The sequence below is a fragment of the Piscinibacter sp. genome (assembly GCF_047600445.1).
Classification (GTDB): domain Bacteria; phylum Pseudomonadota; class Gammaproteobacteria; order Burkholderiales; family Burkholderiaceae_C; genus Piscinibacter.
The window spans coordinates 1,897,334-1,916,643 of sequence record NZ_JASGKT010000002.1 but is presented as its reverse complement, the minus strand read 5'-3'; the positions used below and the strand labels follow the sequence as shown (position 1 = coordinate 1,916,643).

20 protein-coding genes are annotated in these 19,310 nt (G+C 70.6%); 5 read left to right on the top strand and 15 right to left on the bottom strand.

Annotation, left to right across the window (positions count from 1 at the left end; translation table 11 throughout):
• The first annotated feature begins 6 nt into the window (after nt 1-6).
• The 3 genes from QM792_RS13135 (at nt 7) to QM792_RS13125 (ending at nt 2,603) form a co-directional block, all read left to right on the top strand.
• A complete protein-coding gene (locus QM792_RS13135) occupies nt 7-1,284 on the top strand; it encodes an MFS transporter (protein WP_415150551.1) in 1,278 nt (425 codons plus the stop codon).
• A 150-nt stretch (nt 1,285-1,434) separates the two neighbouring features.
• Complete coding sequence (upp, locus tag QM792_RS13130) at nt 1,435-2,061, top strand: uracil phosphoribosyltransferase (protein WP_415150550.1); 627 nt, start codon at nt 1,435-1,437, stop codon at nt 2,059-2,061.
• A 92-nt stretch (nt 2,062-2,153) separates the two neighbouring features.
• Nucleotides 2,154-2,603: a hypothetical protein gene (locus QM792_RS13125; protein ID WP_415150549.1), complete on the top strand. Its 450-nt coding sequence runs from the start codon at nt 2,154-2,156 to the stop codon at nt 2,601-2,603.
• A 12-nt stretch (nt 2,604-2,615) separates the two neighbouring features.
• Here the strand turns inward: QM792_RS13125 and QM792_RS13120 are convergent, their stop codons facing one another.
• From QM792_RS13120 to QM792_RS13100, 5 genes are all read right to left on the bottom strand, one after another.
• Nucleotides 2,616-3,179 (bottom strand): chromate transporter, encoded by a 564-nt coding sequence (locus tag QM792_RS13120; RefSeq protein WP_415150548.1) that lies wholly within the window; start codon nt 3,177-3,179, stop codon nt 2,616-2,618.
• Nucleotides 3,161-3,715, bottom strand: coding sequence for a chromate transporter (locus QM792_RS13115; RefSeq protein WP_415150547.1), 555 nt, complete (start codon nt 3,713-3,715; stop codon nt 3,161-3,163). The genes QM792_RS13120 and QM792_RS13115 overlap by 19 nt, the downstream gene beginning before the upstream one ends.
• Nucleotides 3,712-4,869 carry an MFS transporter gene (locus QM792_RS13110; RefSeq protein ID WP_415150546.1) on the bottom strand — a complete coding sequence of 386 codons (1,158 nt, stop codon included), beginning with the start codon at nt 4,867-4,869 and terminating at the stop codon, nt 3,712-3,714. Before QM792_RS13110 ends, QM792_RS13115 begins: the two co-directional genes overlap by 4 nt.
• Complete coding sequence (locus QM792_RS13105; protein WP_415150545.1) at nt 4,866-5,873, bottom strand: D-2-hydroxyacid dehydrogenase family protein; 1,008 nt, start codon at nt 5,871-5,873, stop codon at nt 4,866-4,868. Before QM792_RS13105 ends, QM792_RS13110 begins: the two co-directional genes overlap by 4 nt.
• An 87-nt stretch (nt 5,874-5,960) precedes the next feature.
• Complete coding sequence (locus QM792_RS13100) at nt 5,961-6,410, bottom strand: hypothetical protein (protein WP_415150544.1); 450 nt, start codon at nt 6,408-6,410, stop codon at nt 5,961-5,963.
• A 160-nt stretch (nt 6,411-6,570) separates the two neighbouring features.
• Between QM792_RS13100 and QM792_RS13095 the strand changes: the two genes are divergently transcribed.
• Nucleotides 6,571-8,976 (top strand): penicillin acylase family protein, encoded by a 2,406-nt coding sequence (locus QM792_RS13095; RefSeq protein ID WP_415150543.1) that lies wholly within the window; start codon nt 6,571-6,573, stop codon nt 8,974-8,976.
• 7 nt (nt 8,977-8,983) lie between these two features.
• Here the strand turns inward: QM792_RS13095 and QM792_RS13090 are convergent, their stop codons facing one another.
• Nucleotides 8,984-9,295, bottom strand: a complete 312-nt coding sequence (locus QM792_RS13090) for a helix-hairpin-helix domain-containing protein (protein WP_415150542.1) — start codon at nt 9,293-9,295, stop codon at nt 8,984-8,986.
• Nucleotides 9,296-9,305: 10 nt separating this feature from the next.
• Nucleotides 9,306-9,983, bottom strand: a complete 678-nt coding sequence (gene lexA, locus QM792_RS13085) for a transcriptional repressor LexA (RefSeq protein WP_415150541.1) — start codon at nt 9,981-9,983, stop codon at nt 9,306-9,308.
• 63 nt (nt 9,984-10,046) lie between these two features.
• Here lexA and QM792_RS13080 point away from each other — a divergent pair, with 63 nt between their 5' ends.
• A complete protein-coding gene (locus QM792_RS13080; protein ID WP_415150540.1) occupies nt 10,047-10,982 on the top strand; it encodes an asparaginase in 936 nt (311 codons plus the stop codon).
• Here the strand turns inward: QM792_RS13080 and QM792_RS13075 are convergent.
• The 8 genes from QM792_RS13075 to queF form a co-directional block, all read right to left on the bottom strand.
• On the bottom strand, nt 10,979-11,401 hold the full coding sequence (locus tag QM792_RS13075; protein ID WP_415150539.1) for an organic hydroperoxide resistance protein: 423 nt from the start codon (nt 11,399-11,401) through the stop codon (nt 10,979-10,981). The genes QM792_RS13080 and QM792_RS13075 overlap by 4 nt on opposite strands.
• 85 nt (nt 11,402-11,486) lie before the next feature.
• Nucleotides 11,487-13,445: an ABC-F family ATP-binding cassette domain-containing protein gene (locus tag QM792_RS13070; protein WP_415150538.1), complete on the bottom strand. Its 1,959-nt coding sequence runs from the start codon at nt 13,443-13,445 to the stop codon at nt 11,487-11,489.
• An 83-nt stretch (nt 13,446-13,528) separates the two neighbouring features.
• Nucleotides 13,529-14,428, bottom strand: coding sequence for a 50S ribosomal protein L3 N(5)-glutamine methyltransferase (gene prmB, locus QM792_RS13065; protein ID WP_415150537.1), 900 nt, complete (start codon nt 14,426-14,428; stop codon nt 13,529-13,531).
• On the bottom strand, nt 14,425-15,576 hold the full coding sequence (gene dapE / locus QM792_RS13060) for a succinyl-diaminopimelate desuccinylase (protein ID WP_415150536.1): 1,152 nt from the start codon (nt 15,574-15,576) through the stop codon (nt 14,425-14,427). The genes prmB and dapE overlap by 4 nt, the downstream gene beginning before the upstream one ends.
• The gene (locus QM792_RS13055; RefSeq protein ID WP_415150535.1) at nt 15,576-16,745 is read right to left on the bottom strand and encodes a PilT/PilU family type 4a pilus ATPase; all 1,170 of its coding nucleotides are present in this window, start codon (nt 16,743-16,745) and stop codon (nt 15,576-15,578) included. The genes dapE and QM792_RS13055 overlap by 1 nt, the downstream gene beginning before the upstream one ends.
• A 55-nt stretch (nt 16,746-16,800) precedes the next feature.
• Entirely contained in the window at nt 16,801-17,622 is an 822-nt protein-coding gene (gene dapD, locus QM792_RS13050; protein WP_415150534.1) for a 2,3,4,5-tetrahydropyridine-2,6-dicarboxylate N-succinyltransferase, read from the bottom strand.
• Nucleotides 17,623-17,625: 3 nt separating this feature from the next.
• A complete protein-coding gene (gene dapC / locus QM792_RS13045; protein WP_415150533.1) occupies nt 17,626-18,816 on the bottom strand; it encodes a succinyldiaminopimelate transaminase in 1,191 nt (396 codons plus the stop codon).
• Nucleotides 18,816-19,292, bottom strand: coding sequence for a preQ(1) synthase (gene queF, locus QM792_RS13040; RefSeq protein WP_415150532.1), 477 nt, complete (start codon nt 19,290-19,292; stop codon nt 18,816-18,818). The genes dapC and queF overlap by 1 nt, the downstream gene beginning before the upstream one ends.
• Nucleotides 19,293-19,310: the final 18 nt, after the last annotated feature.

Genomic DNA, 19,310 nt, shown 5'->3' with positions numbered 1-19,310 from the left:
AGCACCATGTTCCGATGTTCCGATTTCACGCGCGAGCAGCAGAGTCAAGTTGCTCTGTTGCTGGCACTACGCTTCATGGCGAGTGCCGCATCACTGCTGGTGGTTCCGTACTTGATGCTGATGCTGACCCGCGACATGGCGTTGTCGGCAATGGCAGCAGCCGTGATCGCAAGTCTCGTATTCGTTGCCGGGCGGCTGTTCGCGAGCCCGATCGGACGCATGGCCGACCGCTGGCCTCGTCGACGACTGATGCCGGTGACGTTGTTAGCGGGTGCCTTCTCCGCCGGTTTGCTCGCTTGGTCTCCAAAGCACGCCGGCTTGTCGGCAGCTGTGCCGGCTTGCATAGGCCTGAGCATCGCCGGCGCAGCCTTCCAGTTGCTCAATCGCACGCATATCGCTCGTAGCTTTCCGAAAGGCGGACTAACGCGTGTCTACAGCGGATCCAGTGCGGCTTACAACCTCGGCATGCTGGCTGGCACTGCCGCCGGTGGCCTGTGGGCATTCTCACGCGACGGTGCTGGACTGCCCGAGGCGGCCGCGCTAGCCTATCTCGCAGCGGCGCTGCTAGCGTTGCTGCTAGCGCCCGTACCTGCCGGGGCTGATGACGCCACAACACACGGTAGCACGGCGCGCAATCTGCCAGTACCGCGTGGGCCAGCCTTGCGGGCCTTCGCGGTGGCTGCCGGAGTACTTGGCTACCTGTCAACAACGGTGTACCTTAGCTTGGCTATTTATTGCGCGCGGGTCTTCGGCCATTCCGCCTACACATCGGTCTTTTTTGTTGCACAGTCGGCGGCGCTGATCGTTGCGCTTCCAGTTATCGGTGTCCGCATCAAGGCTCATCCTCCAGAGCAATTAGCTCAACTGTACTTTGGTGGTCTCTTGCTGGCGGCGGTAGGTTTCACGGCATTCTCACTCGTACCCGCTGATCATGGAGCGATCGCCAGCGGTGTGCTTGCGGTGTTCTTCTGCGTGAGTCAATGCCTCGCAATCCCGTCGGCAGACTCGTTGCTAGCGGCTACCTTTGATCATCAGGTATTGGGGCGCGTTTTTGGCACAACTATCAGCGGAGGTGCTGTGGGTAACGCACTGGCCTGTCTCGTCAATGGCGTCGCGCTGGATCAACTGGATACTGAGCAGTTGTACTGGCTGTGGGCCACTCCAGGCGTCGTGGGAGGCATCGTCCTCCTCGTTGCCTACCGATGTTGTGTGATGGCGAGACGCGCGCAGGTTGCTAATCTGGATGTCGTCGAACCGTGCCCGCTCGAGACAACTGTTTCCTGAGGGGACCGTGGAACAACAGGATCGCGAACTGAAATGCATGCGGGGTCGTTCGCCGGCGCAATGATCGTCATCGCAGAAAGCGAAGACGAAGAGGACCGCACGATAATTGCTGGCACTAGACTGTCCGGACTCAACGAAACGACAGCCAATATGACCGTCATCGACGTCCGCCACCCGCTGGTCAAGCACAAGGTCGGTCTGCTGCGCGAGTCCGACATCTCGACCAAGAAGTTCCGCGAGCTGGTCGGCGAGCTGGCGCGCCTGCTGGCCTACGAGGCCACCGCCGACTTCCCGCTCGAAACCGTCACCGTAGCCTGCTGGAGCGGCCCGGCCGAGGTGCAGCGCATCGCCGGGCGCAAGGTGACGGTGGTGCCCATCCTGCGCGCCGGGCTGGGCATGCTCGACGGCGTGCTCGACATGATCCCCAGCGCCAAGGTCAGCGTGGTCGGGCTGTCGCGCAACCACGAGACGCTGCAGCCCGAGCACTACTTCGAGAAGTTCGTCGGCCACCTCGACGAGCGCACCGCGCTGATCGTCGACCCGATGCTGGCCACCGCCGGCTCGATGATCGCCACCATCGACCTGCTCAAGCGCCGCGGCTGCAAGGACGTGCGCGCGCTGGTGCTGGTGGCCGCGCCGGAAGGCGTTGCGGCGCTGCAGCAGGCGCATCCGGATGTTCGCTGCTGGACGGCCGCGATCGACAGCCACCTCGACGAACTCGGCTACATCATCCCCGGCCTGGGCGACGCGGGCGACAAGATCTTCGGCACCAAGTAGCCGAGCCGCCGGCGCGGCGCCTTGCGATTCTTTACATGCTGGCAGCAGGGTTGACTTGCGGGCGACACGTGCGAGGGTTAGGGTGCACACCCATGAAGACGCTGCGCATTCCCTTCCGGCTCTGGATGACCGGCAGCCTCGCGGTGGTGATGGCCTCGCTGTGCACCGGCCGCGGCGTGCTCGATGCCGAGCGCCTGGCCGGCTCGATGCGCGTGCTGCGCCACAGCCCCTACGGCGTGAAGGAGACGCTGCGCCGCATCGAGGCCGCCGCCGAGGCGCGCGGCCTGCAGGTGCTGGCGCGTGTCGGCCAGCAGGGCTCGGTGGTGGTGCTGGCCTCGACGGTCGGCGGCACGCCGGTGCTGATGCAGTCGGAGGATTCGCCGCCCGACGTGCCGCTGGCGGTGCAGGTGCTGCGCAGCAACGACGGCGGCGCCGAGGTGCTGGTGCCGCAGTCGCTCGATTCGGGCTGGTACGGCATGCCCGCGCCGGTGGCCGACGAGCTGGCCGAGCTGCCCGACCTGCTCGGCCGCGCGCTCACCTGAGCGCGGCTCGTCTCAGATCCCGCCCAGCGCGCCGGTCGCGGCGCCCAGCGCCACCAGCCAGATCGGGCTGACGCGCGTGCCCAGCATCACCGCGATGGTCACGCCGATCAGCGCCAGCGCGCCGATGCGCTGCGCTGGCACGCGCACGAAGGGCTCCGCCAGCACCCAGCCGGTGGCCAGCAGCAGCCCGAGCGTCAGCGGCGCCATGCCGGTGGCGAAGGCACGCACCGCCAGGCTGTCGCGGCGCCGCGCGGCCCAGCGCGACACGGCCATCACCAGCAGCGTCGAGGGCAGCATGATGCCGATCAAGGTGGCCAGCATGCCGGCCACGCCGGCGACGTTCCAGCCGATCACCGCGACGAACAGCACGTTCGGCCCGGGCGCGGCCTGCGCGATGGCGATCGAGCTGGTGAATTGCGCGTCGCTGATCCAGCCGTGTTCGGCGACCAGGTAACGCTGCATGTCCGATGCGGTGGTGATCGCCCCGCCGATCGCCACCAGGCTCAGCAGCATGAAGTGGCCGGCCAGGCCGAGCAGGTCGCTCCAGGCCAGGCCGTTCATGGGCGCAGCTTCCATACCGCCAGTGCGATGGCCAGCGGGCCGAGCGCGGCCAGCACCGCCACCAGCGGCCAGCGTGCCAGCGCGACGGCGCCGAAGGCGGCGGCGGCCATCGCGGCGCACAGCGCCGTGCCGAGGCGGTTGCCGCGCAGCGTCGTCAGCAGGCGCAGCGCAGTGACCAGCACCAGCCCGGCGGCCACCGCGCCCATGCCGCGCAGCGCGCCGGCCACCTGCGGCACGTGTTCGAAACGGTCGTGCACCAGCGTCAGCGCGAGCACGATCGCCAGCGGCACGACGATCAACCCGGCCAGCGCCGCCAGCGCGCCGCGCCAGCCGAACCAGCGGTCGCCCAGCATCAGCGCGAGGTTGACCACGTTGGGCCCGGGCAGCACCTGGCTGGCCGAGAGCAGTTCGACGAAGTCGGCGCGCGAGACCCAGCCGCGCCGCTCGACCAGTTCGACCTGCGCCACCGCCAGCACGCCGCCGAAGCCTTGCAGCGCGAGGCGGTTGAAGGCGAGGAACAGCTCGATGCAGGAGCCGGGCGCGTTGTTCATCGTGCGGCCTCCGTGCGCCTGGCCGCCCAGCGGCTCAGCAGCATCGCCGCCACCATCCACAGCACGCCCACCGGGCTCAGCCAGGTGAAGCCGCTGGCGGCCAGCAGCGCGCCGCCGCTGGCCGCGCCGACCGCCTGGCCGAGGTAGATCGCCGAGGTGTTCAGCGCCATCAGCGCCGGGGCCAGCGCCGGCGCCGCCAGGCCCAGGCGCGCCTGCTGCGCCGAGTTGGTCGAGAAGCAGCCCAGCGCCCAGGGCACCAGCACGATCGCCATGCCCAGCATGCCGCCGGCCAGCGGCCAGGCCAGCAGCGACAGCGTGATCAGCGCCAGCGCGATCGCCGCGCAGCGCGCCGCGCCGACGCGGTCTATGGCGCGTGTCAGCACCACGTTGCCGATCAGCCCGAACAGGCCGAACCAGAAGAACAGCGCGCTGATCTGCGCCGGCGTCGCGGCCAGCACCTGGCGGTAGTAGGGCGCGAAGTAGGAGAACAGCGTGAACTGTCCGGCGCTCTGCAAGGCGGTGACGAGCACGATCGCCATCAGCGCCGGGTGCGTGAGGGCCTCGCGCCACGCGGCGCGCGACAGCGCCGGCGGCCGCACGCCGTCGGGCATCGCCGTGTGGACCCACACCGCCGCGCCCGCGCCGAGCACGGCCACCGTGGCGAAGGCGGCGCGCCAGCCGAAGGTTTCGCCGATCCAGGCGGCGATCGGCATGCCCAGCACCGAGGCCAGCGACCAGCCGAGGAAGACGAAGGTGATGGCGCGCCCGCGCCGCGCCGGCTCGCTCATGTGGCCGATCGCCGCGGCGGCCTGCGGCGTGAAGACGGCCGCGCCGAGCATGCACAGCACGCGCACGCCGGCCAGCGCGGCGTAGTCGGGCATCAGCGCCGACAGCGCGTGGCCGACGGCGTACCAGGCCAGCGTCAGCGTCAGCAGGCGGCGCCTGTCGAAGCCGGCCACCCAGTTCGCCAGCAGCGGCGCACCCACGCCCATCACCACCGCGCCCAGCGTGATCAACTGGCCGGCCAGCGCCACCGAGACTTCCAGCGAGCGCGCCAGGTCGTTGAGCGTGCCGGCCACGACCATCACGCCGCAGCCGATCACGAAGTTGCCCGCGAGCAGCGCCCAACGCGCCTGCGCCGTGCCGGCGCTCATCGGATCACGCGCAGCGCTTCGGGGTTGACGACGTTCGTCGGGTTCTTGGCGATGAAGTTGACGACGTTCTCGAACGCCGCGCGGAAGTACTGCTCGTAGCTGTCCAGTTCCACGTAGCCGATGTGCGGCGTGCACACCGCGTTCTCCAGGCGCAGCAGCGGGTGGCCTTGCAGGATGGGCTCGCTCTCGAACACGTCGACCGCCGCCATGCCGGGGCGGCCGCGGTTCAGCGCCGAGACCAGCGCGCCTTCCTCGATCAGCTCGGCGCGCGAGGTGTTGACCAGCAGCGCGGTCGGCTTCATGCGCGTCAGCGCGTCCAGGCGCACGATGCCGCGCGTGCTGTCGGCCAGGCGCAGGTGCAGCGAGAGCACGTCGCAGCTCTCGAAGAATTCCTCGCAGCTCGGCGCGGCGAGGTGGCCGTCGGCCAGCGCGCGCTCGCGCGCCGCCTCGCTGCCCCACACCTGCACCGTCATGCCGAAGGCGCGGCCGTAGCCGGCCACCATGCGGCCGATCTGCCCGTAGCCCCAGATGCCCAGCGTGCGCCCGCGCAGCATCAGGCCGATGCCGAAGTTCGGCGGCATCGACGCCGCCTTCAGCCCCGACTGCTGCCAGGCGCCGTGCTTGAGGTTGCCGATGTACTGCGGCAGCCGGCGCATCGCCGCCATGATCAGCGCCCAGGTCAGCTCGGCCGTGGCCGCCGGCGCGCCGACGCCCTCGGCCACGGCGATGCCCAGCCGCGTCGCGGCGTCGAGGTCGATGTGCGCGCCGACGCGGCCGGTCTGCGCGATCAGCTTGAGCTTGGGCAGCTTCTCCAGCAGCAGGCGCGGGAAGTGCGTGCGCTCGCGGATCAGCACCAGCACGTCGGCGTCCTTCAGGCGCACCGAAAGCTGGCCGATGCCCTTGACGGTGTTGGTGAAGACCTTGGCGTTGTACGGCTCCAGCAGCGCGGCGCAGCTCAGCTTGCGCACCGCGTCCTGGTAGTCGTCGAGGATGATGATGTTCACGTCGGCGGCGCTCTGGGGCGGATGGCGCCGATTGTGCACGGGCGGCGTCGCCGCCCGCCGCCGGGGGATCAGCCGCTTCTCAGCCGCTCAGGGCCACATGCCCTTGCCGGTGTGCAGGCCCGAGAAGCCCGAACGCGGCGCGCGTGTCGGGAAGTGGCGGTTCAGCCGGGCCAGGCGCTTGTCGGCCTCGAACTGGTTCAGCTCCAGCGAGACCAGCGCGAACACCTCGGCGCGCAGGTGCCACAGCTCGCGCATCGACTTGGCGTACTCGATGCGGTCCAGCAGCGCCGCGGCGGCGGGCAGCCGCAGGTCGGCGGTGGCGTCGAAGAAGTCCTGGCGCGCCGCGGCCAGCGCGCGCGAGCGTTCGGGCAGCGCGGCCGTGGCCCGCTCGGCGCCGGGCCAGCCGGCCACCAGCCAGCGCTTGACGCGCAGCAGCCAGTGGCGCGCCGTGCGCTGGCGTTGCGGAGGGCAGATTTCGAGCCGCGCGGGCCGGGTGCGGCCGACGCTGGGGCGGCTGGCGTGCTGAGGCGAGATCATGATTCCCAACGCTGGGCCCGTCGACAATGCGGGCATGGGCGCAGTGTGAACCTCCCCGTCGTGCCGCAACGTGACGAGCAGGCGCGGAAAGTGCCGGCTTTTTCACGCTTGGGCGTAAGCTCTGCCGCCGCCTGGATCCAGGACAAGAAGGAGAAAAACGATGCGTTGGGCTCGTCGAATCGCCGTGGGCTTGCTGGTGCTCGCCGCGGCGCTGGCCGTGGCGTTCGGAACCTACCGCTCGCTGGTGCTGCCGCGCACCGAGGGCGCGATCACGCTCGCCGGCCTGCACGGCGCGGTGAGCGTCGAGCGCGATGCCGACGGCATCCCGAGCATACGCGCCGGCAGCCTGCGCGACGCCTCGTTCGCGCTCGGCTTCGTGCATGCGCAAGACCGGCTCTGGCAGCTCGAGACGCACCGCCGCATCGGCGCCGGCCGGCTGGCCGAGGCCTTCGGCGAGGCGGCGCTGGAAACCGACCGCTTCCTGCGTGCGCTGGGTGTCGGGCGCACCGCCGCGGCACAGTGGGAGCGCCTCGACCCGCGCTCGCGCGAGCTGCTGCAGGCCTATGCCGACGGCATCAACGCCTTCGTGCGCGAGCAGATGCGCGCACGGCCGCCGGAATTCGTGCTGCTGGGCCTGCAGCCCGAGCCGTGGACGCCGCAGGACAGCCTGGCCTGGATGATCATGATGGCCTGGGACCTGGGCGGCAACTGGACCACCGAGCTGCAGCGCATGCGGCTGGCGCTGCGCCTGCCCGTTGCGCGCATCAACGAACTGCTGCCGCCCTACCCGGGCGAGAAGCCGCTGGCAACGGCCGACTACAGCGCGCTGTTCCGCTCGCTGAAGGTCGATGCCCGGCTCGGCGCGCAGGCGCTGGCCGCCGCGCCCGAATCGGGCGTGGAGGGCGTGGGCTCGAACAACTGGGTGCTGGCCGGCGCGCGCACCGGCAGCGGCAAGCCGCTGCTGGCCAACGACCCGCACCTGAAGCTCAGCGCGCCGGCGCTGTGGTACTTCGCGCGCATCGAGACGCCGGCCGGGCGCGTGGCCGGCGCGACGATGCCGGGGCTGCCGCAGGTGGTGCTGGGGCAGACCGAGCACATCGCCTGGGGTTTCACCAACACCGGCCCCGACGTGCAGGACCTCTACCTCGAACGCATCGACCCGGCCGATGCCGGCCGGTACCAGACGCCGCAGGGCTGGGAGGCCTTCGAGCGCTTCGACGAGGTGATCCGCGTCAAGGGCAAGCCCGACGAACACCTGAGCGTGCGCGCCACGCGCCACGGCCCGGTGATTTCCGACGGCGGGGCCGGCGCCGGGCTGACCGGCCCGGCCTCGGCGCCGGCCTATGCGATCGCGCTGCGCTGGACCGCGCTCGACCCCGACCCCGGCACGATGGAGGCGAGCTGGGAGATGACCGCGGCGCGCTCGGTCGACGAATTCGTCCGCGCCACCGCGCGCTACGTGGCGCCGATGCAGAACGTGGTGGTGGCCGACCGCGCCGGCCGCATCGCCGTGGTCTCGGCCGGCCGCGTGCCGCTGCGCAAGCCCGACAACGACCTGAAGGGCCAGGTGCCGGCGCCCGGCTGGCTGGCGCGCTACGACTGGGCCGGCTTCCTCGACGCCGGCGTCACGCCGCGCGAGACCGACCCGCCGCGCGGCTGGATCGCCACCGCCAACCAGCGCATCCACCCGGCCGACTACCCGCACTACCTGACCAGCGAGTGGGCGCCGCCGTGGCGCTACCAGCGCATCGAGCAGATGCTGGCGGCCCGGGAGAAGCACTCGATCGCCGACATGCGGGCGATGCAGGCCGACGAGCTGTCGCTGGCCGCGCTGCCCATGCTGCCGCTGCTGCGCCAGGCCGCGCCCGCGCACCCGCTGGCCACCGCGGCGCAGCGCGAGCTGGCCGGCTTCGACGGCGTGATGGCCGCCGACAAGGCCGCCCCGCTGATCTACTGGGCCTGGGCTCGCCACCTCGCGCACGACCTGTTCGCCGACGAGGCCGGCGAAGCCGCCTGGACGGCCAGCGTTCGCGCCTGGCGCGAGGCGATGCAGGACGTGATGACACGCCAGGACGACTGGTGGTGCGACGACAAGAGCACGCCGGCGCTGGAAACCTGCGCGCAGATCAACGACCGTGCGCTGGCGCGTGCGCTCGACGAGCTGCAGGCCGCGCAGGGGCCGGACGTTTCCGCGTGGCGCTGGAGCCGCGCCCACCAGGCGCGCAGCGAGCACCGGCCGTTCAGCCGCGTCAAGGCGCTGGCGCGCTGGTTCGAACTGCGCACGCCGGTGGGCGGCGACACCTACACCGTCAACGTGTCGCGCGTGAACCTCAGGCCCGACGCCAGCACCGGCGAGCTGTACCTCGACGAGCACGGCCCCTCGCTGCGCGCGATCTACGACCTGGGCGATGCGGCGAACTCGCGCTTCATGCACTCCAGCGGGCAGTCGGGCATCGCCCTGTCGCCGCACTACCGTGGCTTCGTCGAGCGCTGGGCGAGGGTGGACTACGTGCCGCTGTGGTCGGCGCCGGCGGTGCAGACGCTGAAGCTCGAACCCGGGCCTTAGCCGGCGGTCAGACCTGCCCGAACAGCGCCTTGCGCTGCGCCGTGTAGTGCCACCACGGCGCGGCCGGCGCGCCGCGCATGAAGTCGGTGGCGGCCATGAAGGTGTCGAGCACGCACGGATCCTGCCGCTGGCCGGTGGCGGCGCACAGCTTCTGGTAGAGCACGAAGGGATCCTTGCCGCGCAGCTCGGCCGGCGTGTGGATGCCGATCAGGCGCAGGTCGGCGGCCAGCGACGGGCCGATGTTGGGCAGTTGCTCCAGGCGCTCGCAGGCTTCGGCCGTGCGCGCCTTGGGCGACTTGATGGTCGTGGCCGTACCCATTCCATGCCACTCACATCAGCATGTTGTTGCGGATCAGGCCGACCGCCAGGCCCTCCAGCTCGAACTGCTCGTCGCCCGGGTGCACGACGATGGTCTCGAAGTCGGGGTTCTCGGGAATCAGTTCGATGCCCGTGCGCGTGCGGCGGAAGCGCTTGACGGTGACCTCGTCGCCCAGCCGCGCGACGACGATCTGGCCGTTCTTCGCCTCCTTGGCCTTCTGCACCGCGAGCAGGTCGCCGTCCATGATGCCGGCGTCGCGCATGCTCATGCCGCGCACCTTCAGCAGATAGTCGGGCCGGCGCGGGAACATGCCGGCCTCGACCACGTAGGTCTGGTCGATGTGCTCCTGCGCGAGGATGGGCGAGCCCGCCGCGACGCGGCCCACCAGCGGCAGCGAGAGCTGCGCGAGGCTGGGCAGCGGCAGGCTGAACTGCTTGACGCGCGATTCGGCCAGCGCGCGCAATGTGTCAGACTTCAAGCGGATGCCGCGCGAGGTGCCGCCCACCAGTTCGATCACGCCCTTGCGGGCCAGGGCTTGCAGGTGCTCCTCGGCGGCATTGGCCGATTTGAAGCCGAGTTCGGCGGCGATCTCGGCGCGCGTGGGCGGGGCGCCTGTGCGTTCGATGGCGCTTTGCACCAGATCGAGAATCTGCTGCTGGCGGTCGGTGAGTTTGGGCTTCTCCTGCACGGGCACTCCTTGGGCGCTGGATGCATGTCCAGCACCTGTATTTTCATCCAGTTTGTGAGTTCAATGCAAGACACCGCACTCACGGTGGCGGTGCTCGCCACCGGCGGCACCATCGCCGGTACCGCCGCGAGCGCCACCGACAACATCGGCTACAGCGCCGCGCAGCTCGGCGTGCAGGCGCTGGTCGACGCGGTGCCGGCGCTGCACGGCGTGCCGCTGCTCGCCGAACAGGTGGCGCAGCTCGACAGCAAGGACATGAGCTTCGCGGTGTGGGCGGCGCTGGCGCAGCGCGTGGCGCACCACCTCGCGCAGCCCGGCATCGCCGGGGTGGTGATCACGCACGGCACCGACACGCTGGAAGAGACGGCCTACCTGCTGCAGCGCCTGCTCGCGCCGCGCAAGCCGGTGGTGCTGACCGCCGCGATGCGCCCGGCCACCTCGCTGCTGCGCGACGGGCCGCAGAACCTGCTCGACGCGGTGACGCTGGCGCGCGAGCCCGGCGCGCGCGGCGTGATGGCCGTGCTGGCCGGCACGGCGCACTCGGCGCTCGAGGTGCGCAAGCGGCACAGCTACCGCCTCGACGCCTTCGGCTCGGGCGATGCCGGGCCGCTGGCCCACGTCGAGGAAGGCCGCGTGCGGCGCCTGCGCGACTGGCCGGCGGGCGAGCCGCTCGGGCTGGAGCGCATCGGGCAGGGCGACTGGCCCTGGGTCGAGATCGTCACCAGCCACGCCGGCGCGCGGCCCGAGGCCGTGCGGGCGCTGGTGGCCGCCGGCGTGCGCGGCCTGGTCGTGGCCGGCACCGGCAACGGCACGCTGCATCACGCGCTCGCGGCGGCGCTGCTGGACGCGCGGGCCGCCGGCGTCAGCGTGCTGCGCAGCACCCGTTGCCTGGCCGGCCCGGTGCAGCCCACCCCCGCCGACCGCCTGCCCTCGGCCGGCGGGCTGACGCCGGCGCAGGCGCGTGTCGAATTGATGCTGCGCCTGATGGGAACGGCTTAGACCACCGTCAGCGTCACGTCGATGTTCCCCCTCGTCGCGTTCGAGTAGGGGCAGACCTTGTGCGCGGCGTCGACCAGCGCCTGCGCGTCGGCTTTCGACCAGCCGGGCACGCTGATCTGCATCGCCACCTGGATGCCGAAGCCGGCCGGGATCGGGCCGATGCCGACCTCGGCGGTGATGGTGCTGTCCGCCGGCACCTGCTTCTTCTGCTGGCCCGCGACGAACTTCATCGCGCCCATGAAGCAGGCCGAGTAGCCGGCCGCGAACAACTGCTCGGGGTTGGTGCCGTTGCCGTTGCCGCCCATCTCCTTGGGCGGCGCCAGTGTCACGGCGAGCTTGCCGTCGTCGGATTTGGAGGTGCCTTCGCGGCCGCCGGTGGTGGTGGCGCGGGCGGTGTAGAGCACTTTGTCGAGGGCCATGGGTTCTCCTTCGGGTGGGCCTGGGAGCGCCGACTGTCGCGCACGCCGCATGACCGCGTGCGCGCCGGGGTGAAGCGCCGCGCGCTCAGGGCGCCGCCGCGCCGAGTTCGTCGATGCGGGTGGAGAGCTCCAGCCAGCGCCCTTCGAGCTGCTCGATCTGGTCGTTGACCGCCTTCAGGCGCTTGCCGGCCTCGGCGATCTGCTCGGGCGACAGCGAGGCATCGGCGAAGCCCGCCTCGATGCGCTCGCGCTCGGCGAACAGCACGCCGAGCTTGTGGTCGGCCAGCGTCAGCTCCTTCTTCAGCGGCTTGATCTCGTCGGCCCGCGCCTGGCGCGCCGCGGCGGCGGCCTTGCGGTCTTCCTTGCGGCTGGCGGCGGGCGCGGCGTCCTCGCGCGCCCTGCGCGACTGCTCGGTGGCCGCCTTGGCCGCCTCGCGCGACTGCTCGAGCAGCCAGCGCTGGTAGTCGTCGAGGTCGCCGTCGAAGGGCTTCAGCGCGCCGCCGGCCACCAGCCAGAACTCGTCGCAGACCTCGCGCAGCAGCGCGCGGTCGTGGCTGACCAGCATCACCGTGCCCTCGAACTCGTTGAGCGCCATCGACAGGGCCTCGCGCGTCGTCAGGTCGAGGTGGTTGGTCGGCTCGTCGAGCAGCAGCAGGTTGGGGCGCTGCCACACCAGCATCGCCAGCACCAGGCGCGCCTTCTCGCCGCCGGACATCGTGCCGACGGCCTGCGTGACCATCTCGCCGGTGAAGCGGAAGGAGCCGAGGAAGTCGCGCAGCTCCTGCTCGCGCGCCGGCGGGCCGACGTCGCGCGCCAGGCGCACCAGGTGCATCAGCGGCCCGTCGGCGGGCGAGAGCAGGTCCAGCTCCTGCTGCGCGAAGTAGCCGATCGCCAGCCCCTTGCCCTCGGTCATCGTGCCGGCCAGCGGCGCCAGCTCGTGCGCCACCGTCTTCACGAAGGTCGACTTGCCCTGGCCGTTGGCGCCCAGGATGCCGATGCGCTGGCCGGCGAGCACCGAGCGTTCGATGCCGCGCACGATCGGCGTCGCCTGCCCGGCATCGCCGCGGTAGCCGCAATCGAGCCCCGACAGCGCCAGCATCGGGTTCGGCAGCGAGGCCGGCTCGCGGAACTCGAACTGGAAGTCGCTCGCGGTCAGCACCGGCGCGATCTTCTCCATGCGCGCCAGCGCCTTGACGCGGCTTTGCGCCTGCTTGGCCTTGGTGGCCTTGGCCTTGAAGCGGGCTATGAACTTCTGCAGGTGCGCGATGCGCTCCTGCTGCTTCTCGTAGCTGGCCTGCTGCTGCGCCAGCCGCTCGGCGCGCATCTCCTCGAAGGCGCTGTAGTTGCCGCCGTAGCGCGTGAGCTTCGCGTCGTCGAGGTGCAGCGTGACCTGCGTGATCGCGTCGAGGAACTCGCGGTCGTGGCTGATCACGATCAGCATGCCCGGGTAGCGCTTCAGCCACGCCTCCAGCCACACCAGCGCGTCGAGGTCGAGGTGGTTGGTGGGTTCGTCGAGCAGCATCAGCTCGGCCGGGCACATCAGCGCGCGCGCGAGCTGCAATCGCATGCGCCAGCCGCCGGAGAAGCTGTTCACCGGCGCGTCGAGCTGCGCGGGCTGGAAACCCAGGCCGAGCAGCATGGCCTGGGCGCGGGCGCGCGCGTCGAAGCCGCCGGCGTCCGAGATCGCCTGGTGCGCCTCGGCGATCGCGTGGCCGTCGTCGTCGGCCTCGGCGGCGGCCAGGCGCTGCCGCGCCAGCGCCAACACGGCGTCGCCGGCGAGCACGAAGTCGGTGGCGCCTTCGTCGGTCTCGGGCATCTCCTGCGCCACCTCGGCCATGCCGCCGGGCTGCTGCCAGCGCGGCGGCATCTGCACCTCGCCGCCGTCGGCATGCAGCCGGCCGGCCAGCAGCGCGAAGAGAGACGACTTGCCGGCCCCGTTGCGGCCGATCAGGCCGATCTTCTCGCCCGGCTGCAGCGTCACGCTGGCGTGCTCCAGCACCAGCTTGACGCCGCGGCGCAGCGAGAGGTCGTTCAGTACCAGCATCTCAGTGGCACTCGGCCGTTCCGAAGCCGCTGAGCGCCCCCTCGGGGGGCAGCGAACGAAGTGAGCTTGGGGGGGTCATTTCATCAGGCCTTGTTCATGCGCTGCGCCAGCCGGGCCAGCGCCTCGCGTGTCATCAGCAGCACTTCGTCGGCGCCCGCGCTGGTGGGCAGCCAGGCCACTTCCGCCTTCGGGAAGGCGCGCTCGAAGTGCGCGCGCTCGTGGCCGATCTCCAGCACCAGCACGCCGATGTCGCTGAGCTTGGCCGGTGCGTCGCGCAGGATGCGGCGCACCAGGTCCATGCCGTCGGCGCCGCCGGCCAGCGCCATCTGCGGCTCGGCGCGGTACTCGGGCGGCAACGCCGCCATGCTCTTGCTGTTGACGTAGGGCGGGTTGCAGACGATCAGGTCGTAGGGGCCCTGGGCCTCGGTCAACAGGTCGGACTCGAACAGGCGGATGCGCCCGCCCAGCCCATGCCTGTCGACGTTGATGCGCGCCACCGCCAGCGCGTCGGCGCTGATGTCGCAGGCCTCGACGCTCACCTCCGGGTAGGCCATCGCCGCGATCACCGCCAGGCTGCCGTTGCCGGTGCACAGGTCGAGCACGCGCGTGGTGCGGTCCGACAGCCAGCCGTCCAGCGTGCCTTCGCCCTCGCCGTCGGCGAGCAGCTCGGCGATGTAGGAGCGCGGCACGATCACGCGCTCGTCGACGTGGAAGGGCACGTTCTGCAGCCACGCTTCTTTCGTCAGGTAGGCGGCGGGCAGGCGCGATTCGATGCGGCGCGTCACCAGCGCGACGGCCTGGGCCTCGTCCTCGCCCGACAGCTCGCGCTGCGCGCGCTCTTCCAGGGCGTCCAGCGGCAGCCCGATCGCGAACAGCACCAGCCAGGCCGCTTCGTCGAAGGCGTTGGTGGTGCCGTGGCCAAACGAAACGCCCGCCTGTTTGAGGCGGGCGCTTTGCGCGGTGATGAGATCTATGAGCTTCATGTCAGCATCGCCTCCAGCGTGCGGCGGTAGATGTTCTTCAGCGGTTCGAGGCTGGCGGTCTCCACCCATTCGTCGATCTTGTGGATGCTGGCGTTCAGCGGCCCGAACTCGACGACCTGCGGGCAGATCGTCGCGATGAAGCGGCCGTCGGAGGTGCCGCCGGTGGTGGAGAGTTCGGTCGTGATGCCGGTCTCGGCGCGGATCGCGCCGGCGAGCGCTTCGCTGAGCGTGCCCACCGGCGTCAGGAAGGGTTCGCCGCCGAGTGTCCAGGCGAGCTCGTAGTCGAGCCCGTGGCGGTCGAGCAGCGCGTGCACGCGCGCCTTCAGCGACTGCGGCGTCGATTCGGTGCAGAAGCGGAAGTTGAAGTCCACCACCAGCGCGCCCGGGATCACGTTGCTCGCGCCGGTGCCGGCGTGGATGTTCGACATCTGCCAGCTCGTCGGCGGGAAGTAGGCGTTGCCGCGGTCCCACTCGACGGCGGCGAGTTCGGCCAGCGCCGGCGCGGCGAGGTGGATGGGGTTCTTCGCCAGGTGCGGGTAGGCGATGTGGCCTTGCACGCCCTTGACCGTGAGCTTGCCCGACAGCGAGCCGCGGCGGCCGTTCTTGACCATGTCGCCGAGCCGTTCCACCGAGGTCGGCTCGCCGACGATGCAGGCGTCTAGCCGCACGCCTCGCGCGCGCAGCCACTCGACGACGCGCACCGTGCCGTCGAGCGCCGGGCCTTCTTCGTCGCTGGTCAGCAGGAAGGCGAGCGAGCCGCGGTGCGATGGGTGCGCGGCGACGAACTCTTCGGTCGCCACCACCATCGCGGCGAGCGAACTCTTCATGTCGGCGGCGCCACGGCCGTGCAGGCGGCCGTCGCGGTGCGTCGGCACGAAGGGGTCGCTGCGCCACTGCTCCAGCGGGCCGGTGGGCACCACGTCGGTGTGGCCGGCGAAGGCGAGCAGCGGCGCGGCGGCATCGCTGCCGCGCCGGACGGCCCAGAGATTCGTGACGCGGAAATCGTCCGGCCCCGACACGAGGCTCTCGAACTCGAAGCCCAGCGGCGCCAAGCGTTCGCGGATGAGCTGCTGACAGCCGCCGTCGTCCGGCGTCACCGAGCGGCAGGCGATCAACTGCTCGGCCAGCAGCAACGTGCGGTGGGTCATCAGGGGCGCAAGAGACCCGACATCGTGCTGGTTTCTTCCCGCACGTCGAGCTGGATGTCGGTGAAGGTCGGCTCGTCGTCCTGCTCTTCCTTCTTCGGCTGCGCGCGCGAGACCGGCGACATGTCGTTCTGCAGCCGCCACATCAGGTTGGTCGGCGAGTCGGCGTAGGCCAGGCCCTCGTCGCGCGTGATGACCTCGGTGGTGATCAGCCGCGCCAGGTCCTGCTCGAAGGTCTGCGAGCCCTCGGCGAGCGACTTCTCCATCGCCTCCTTCACGCCGGTGAAGTCGCCTTGCTCGATCAGCTCGGAGACCAGCTTGGTGTTGAGCATCACCTCCACCGCCGGCACGCGCCCGCCCGCCACCGCGCGCACCAGGCGCTGCGAGATGATGGACTTCAGGCCGGCGGAGAGGTCGGACAGCAGCGCGGGGCGCGCCTCGGGCGTGTAGAAGGACAGGATCCGCCCGAGCGCGTGGTAGGAGTTGTTGGCGTGCAGCGTCGAGAGCACCAGGTGGCCCGACAGCGCATACGAGATCGCCGAGGTCATGGTCTCGCGGTCGCGGATCTCGCCGATCATGATGCAGTCGGGCGCCTGGCGCAGCGCGTTCTTCAGGCCGACCTGCAGCGTGTTGGTGTCGCGCCCGACCTCGCGCTGGTTGATCACCGACTTCTTGTTGGTGAACAGGAACTCGATCGGGTCCTCGATGGTCAGGATGTGGCCGGCCATCTGCTGGTTGCGCTGTTCCAGCATCGCCGCCAGCGTGGTGCTCTTGCCGGTGCCGGTGGCGCCCACCATCAGGATCAGGCCGCGCTTCTCGAGGATCAGCGTGTTCAGCACGCTCGGCACGTTCAGGCTCTCCAGCGTCGGGATCACCACCGGAATGCAGCGGAACACCGCCGCGATCGAGCCGCGCTGCTTGAAGCCCGAGAGCCGGAAGCTGCCCACGCCGGGCAGGCCGACGCTCATGTTCAGCTCGCCGGTGTCTTCCAGCTCTTCGAGCTGGCTGGGCGTCAGCAGCTCGGCGAGCAGTTGGCGCGGCTGCGAGTGCGTCAGCGGCTGGTCGGAGAGCTGCAGCAACTGCCCGTTGATCTTGATGAGGATAGGCGAGTTGGCCGACAGGTACACGTCCGACGCGCTCTTCTCCGCCATCAGGCGAAGCACGCGCTCCATGTTTCCACCACCGCTACCACTGCTCATGCCGAACTCCCTCCGCTGGTGTGCGCGCTCAGGCGCGCAGCAGGTCGTTGATGCTGGTCTTGGCGCGCGTCTGCGCGTCCACGCGCTTGACGATCACCGCGCAATACAGGCTGTACTTGCCGTCGGCGCTGGGCAGGTTGCCGCTGACCACCACCGAGCCGGCCGGCACGCGGCCGTAGATCACCTCGCCGGTGGCGCGGTCGTAGATCTTGGTGCTCTGGCCGATGTACACGCCCATCGAGATCACCGAGTTCTCCTCGACGACCACGCCTTCGACGATCTCCGAGCGCGCGCCGATGAAGCAGTTGTCCTCGATGATGGTCGGGCCGGCCTGCAGCGGCTCGAGCACGCCGCCGATGCCGACGCCGCCCGACAGGTGCACGTTCCTGCCGATCTGCGCGCACGAGCCCACGGTGGCCCAGGTGTCGACCATCGTGCCCTCGTCGACGTAGGCGCCGATGTTCACGTAGCTGGGCATCAGCACCACGTTCTTCGCCTGGAACGAGCCGCGCCGCGCCACCGCCGGCGGCACCACGCGCACGCCGGAAGCGCGCAGCGCGGCCTCGTCGGCGTCGGAATACTTGGTGCGCACCTTGTCGAAGAAGCTCAGCTCGCCGGCGTGCATCAGGCGGTTGTCGTTCAGGCGGAAGCTCAGCAGCACCGCCTTCTTGACCCACTGGTTGACCGTCCACTGGCCCACGCCCTGGCGCTCGGCCACGCGCAGGCGGCCGGCGTCGAGTTCGGCGATCACCTGCTCGACCGCCTCGCGCACCTCGGGGCTGCTGGTGGCGGTGATGTTGGCGCGCCCTTCCCAGGCGAGTTCGATGATGTTCTGCAGTTGTTGGCTCATGGCTCAGCGGGCTTGGACGAAAGAGACGATGCGCTGCGCGGCTTCCAGGCACTCGCCGACACCGGCGACCAGCGCCATGCGGATGCGGCCGGCGCCCGGATTGACGCCGCCGGACTCGCGCGCGAGCAGGCTTCCGGGCAGCACCGCCACATTGTATTGAGCGAGCAGTCGCAGCGCGAAGGCTACGTCGTCCCCGCCCGGCACGCCCGCCCAGAGGTAGAAGCCGGCGTCGGGCAGCGCGACATCCATCACGCCGGCCAGCAGTGGCGTGACCTGCGCGAACTTCGCGCGGTAGAGGTCGCGGTTGTCCACCACGTGTTCCTCGTCGCCCCAGGCGGCGACGCTGGCGGCCTGCACCACCGGGCTCATCGCGCTGCCGTGGTAGGTGCGATAGAGCAGGAAGGACTTCAGGATCGCCGCGTCGCCGGCCACGAAACCCGAGCGCATGCCCGGCACGTTGCTGCGCTTGGACAGGCTGGTCAGCGCGACGAGCCGGCGGAAGTCGGTGCGGCCCAGCCGCAGCGCCGCCTCCAGCGAGCCCAGCGGTGGCTCGTCGCGGAAGTAGATCTCCGAGTAGCACTCGTCGGAGGCGATCACGAAGCCGTGCCGGTCGCTCAGCTCGAACAGCGTGCGCCACTCGGAAAGCGGCATCACCGCACCGGTCGGGTTGCCGGGCGAGCAGACGTACAGCAGTTGCGTGCGCGCCCACACCTCGGCCGGCACGCTGGCCCAGTCGACCGCGAAGTTGCGCGTCGGGTCGCTGTTGGCGTAGTGCGGCTGCGCCCCTGCGAGCAGCGCCGCGCCCTCGTAGATCTGATAGAAGGGGTTGGGGCAGACCACGGTGGCGCCGGGGCGCGTCGGGTCGATCACCGTCTGCGCCAGCGCGAACAGCGCCTCGCGCGAGCCGACCACCGGCAGCACCTGCGTGGCGGCGTCGAGCGCGACGCCGTAGCGGCGCCGCACCCAGGCGGCGCAGGCTTCGCGCAGCCGGGGTTCGCCGGCGGTGGCGGGGTAGCTGGCCAGGCCGGCGAGGTTGTCGCTCAGCGCGCGCTTGATCAGCTCCGGCGTCGCGTGCTTGGGCTCGCCGATGCCCAGGCCGATCGGCGCGAGCGCCGGGTTCGGCGTGATGCCGCGCGTCAGCTCGCGCAGGCGCTCGAAGGGGTAGGGGTGCAGCCTGCCCAGCAGCGGGTTCATCAGATCAGGCCGGTTTGTGCCGCGTGCGCGGGCAGCTCGACGCGGGGCTGCGGCTTCCAGCCCTTCTTGCGGTGCTCGGCCACCACGTTGGTGTAGATGCCGCCGCGCACGTACCACTTGGCGGTGATGCGCACGAAGCGCGGCTTCGTCGCCTTCACGATGTCGTCGAGGATGGTGTTGGTCACCTTCTCGTGGAACGCGCCCTCGTGGCGGTAGCTCCAGAAGTACATCTTCAGGCTCTTCAGCTCGACGCAGAGCTGGTCGGCGATCATGTCGATCGTGAAGTGCGCGAAGTCGGGCTGGCCGGTCAGCGGGCAGTGGCAGGTGAACTCGGGCACCTGGAACTGGATGACGTAGTCGCGCTCCGGCGCCGGGTTGGGGAAGACGTGCAGCGCCTTGCTCGGCGCGCTGGGCGGGTTGGGCGGCACGGGGCGCTGCTCGAGGGGCGGCTTCGCGGGGGTCTTCTTCGAAGGCATGGCGGACACGTCTGGAGA